Here is a 2,274-nt window from a genome sequence, read left to right on the forward strand (position 1 = left end):
CGTACCCGTCGTACCCGCGAAGGCGGGTACCCAGGTTCTACGAAATTCGTCGAAATGCACGCCAAATTGGGTCCCCGCCTGCGCGGGGACGACGTTTCGATGCTAAAAAAATTAAAACTTCAGCTTAACTTAACGGCATTAGGGTCCGACCCCATGGGTCTCAGGGGTAAATAGCGCCCTGTGGGTCGGACCCCAAGCGGTACGGCATGCGTTGTGGCGAAAGAGGCCTTGGGGGGTCAGTTACGTGGCTCCGCGCGCCGCTCGCCGAGGATGATCGGCGCCGCATTCTCCGGGTGCAGCCCCTGGTGGCCTTCCAGCACCGCGCGGATCGTTGCCATGTCGGCCTCCTGGTCGCCGGTCAGGTACACGTGATCGACCAGGCTCAGCGTCTTGGTCGGATAGTCCATGAACACCAGCACCAGCGGCACTTTGGCTTCCATCGCCAGGTGGTAAAAGCCGCTCTTCCAGTTGGGCCGGTACGCGCGCGTGCCCTCGGGCGTGATGCCTACCCAGTAATAGTCGGCGGCGTTCATGCGCTCGGCCTGGGCCTTGATGGTGCCTTGCGGTGCGCCACGCTGGACCGGTTCGCCGCCGAGCCAGCGGAACCACGGTCCCAGCGGCGACTTGAACAGCGAGTCCTTGGCCAGGAAACGGAACGGCTGGTCCATCGCCCACTTGCCCAGCAGGCCGATCGGGAAATCCCAGTTCGACGTGTGCGGATAAATCACGCAAATGCCACGCGGGCCCGGCAGGGGGCGGAACAGTACCTTCCAGCCGAACAGGTTCAGTACGCGCAGCGCCAGGCGCTGGCGCAACCTTGGCAGCGCCGCTGCCTGTAGTTCGAATTCGCTCATGTCATGCACCCTGTATTGGTTTATTTATACTCTTGACATGGCGACATCTTCCTCGTCAAAAAACTCGGCGCATTCTATATTGGCCCCGGATGGGGGGCAAGTTATTCATCCTTTTGAGGCAGGTGTTCGCGTGCAGTTACGGTAAGCTGTCAGGTTCCAAAATGCCAACAATAAGGAAAATCATGTCGCACATCGTACGTTCGCCCCGCTTCCGGTCCCGGTCCCTGCTGGCTGCCGCGGTCGCCGCCGTGTTTGCCGGCGCCATGGCGCCAGCCCAGGCTGCAGCACCGTTCGCCAAGTTCCAGGCGCCAGGTTTCTATCGCACGACGCTCGGCGACTTCGAAGTGACCGTGCTCAACGACGGCACGCTCGACCTGCCGGTGAGCAAGCTGCTCAAGCAGCCGGAAGCGAAAACCAAGGCGGCGCTCGATAAATCGTTCCTGAAAGAGCCGCTGCAAACCTCGGTCAATGCCTTCCTGATCAACACCGGCAGCAAGCTGGTATTGATCGACACCGGCGCCGCCGGCCTGTTCGGCCCGACCGCTGGCCAGCTCGCAGCCAGCCTCAAGGCCTCCGGCTATACGCCGGACCAGGTCGATGAAATCTATATCACCCACATGCACAGCGACCACGTCGGCGGCCTGGCCAGCAAGGACCAGCGCGTGTTCCCGAACGCTATCGTGCGGGCCGGCAAGCAGGATGCCGATTACTACCTGAACCAGGCCAACCTGGACCAGGCCAAGCCCGACGACAAGTCAGCCTTCGAGGGGCCGATGGTGTCGCTCACACCGTACGTCAAAGCCGAAAAATTCCAGCCGATTACTGCCAATGGCGAGCTGGTGCCCGGCATCCGGTCGCAATTCAACGGCGGCCATACGCTGGGGCATATCAGTTACGTGGTGGAGAGCAAGGGACAGAAGCTGGTGTTGCTGGGCGACCTGCTGCACGTGCAGTCGGTACAGTTCGACGATCCGAACGTCGGCATCGTCTTCGATACCGACAGCAAGGTGGCGATCAAGGAGCGCAACGCGGCGTTTGCGGCAGCGGCCAAGGGCGGTTACCTGGTCGGCGCGGCGCACCTGTCGTTCCCGGCACTGGGCCACGTGCGCACGAGCGGCAAGGCTTACCAGTTCGTGCCGGTCAGCTACACGCAGCCACGCTAAACCCGCACGGCGCAATGCTTTGGGGTCGGACCCCGTACGGGGTCCGACCCCATGGGTCGCGGGGGTAAACAGCGCCCGTATGGGGGCCGACCCCATGGGTCTCGGGGGTAAACAGCGCCCGTATGGGGGCCGACCCCATGGGTCTCGGGGGTAAACAGCGCCCGTACGGGGTCCGACCCCATGGGTCTCGGGGGTAAACAGCGCCCGTATGGGGGCCGACCCCATGGGTTTCGGGGGTAAACAGCGCCCGTACGGGG

2 protein-coding genes are annotated in these 2,274 nt (G+C 62.9%); one reads left to right on the forward strand and one right to left on the reverse strand.

The genetic code is table 11. The features are described 5' to 3' along the window. Positions 1 to 236 precede the first annotated feature (236 nt). On the reverse strand, positions 237 to 854 hold the full coding sequence (locus DUPY_RS00540; protein WP_070245787.1) for a 1-acyl-sn-glycerol-3-phosphate acyltransferase: 618 nt from the start codon (positions 852 to 854) through the stop codon (positions 237 to 239). A 182-nt stretch (positions 855 to 1,036) separates the two neighbouring features. On the opposite strand from DUPY_RS00540, the gene DUPY_RS00545 reads away from it, so the two are divergent. Next, the gene (locus DUPY_RS00545; RefSeq protein WP_070245788.1) at positions 1,037 to 2,017 is read left to right on the forward strand and encodes an MBL fold metallo-hydrolase; all 981 of its coding nucleotides are present in this window, start codon (positions 1,037 to 1,039) and stop codon (positions 2,015 to 2,017) included. The last annotated feature ends 257 nt before the right edge of the window (positions 2,018 to 2,274 follow it).

It is taken from the genome of Duganella phyllosphaerae (assembly GCF_001758785.1).
GTDB classification, from domain to species: Bacteria; Pseudomonadota; Gammaproteobacteria; order Burkholderiales; family Burkholderiaceae_D; genus Rugamonas; species Rugamonas phyllosphaerae.

Excerpts from the sequence above, each read along its gene's own strand:
- DUPY_RS00540 (WP_070245787.1), bottom strand. The coding sequence starts at position 854 with ATGAGCGAATTCGAACTACAGGCAGCGGCGCTGCCAAGGTTGCGCCAG.
- DUPY_RS00545 (WP_070245788.1), top strand. The coding sequence starts at position 1,037 with ATGTCGCACATCGTACGTTCGCCCCGCTTCCGGTCCCGGTCCCTGCTG.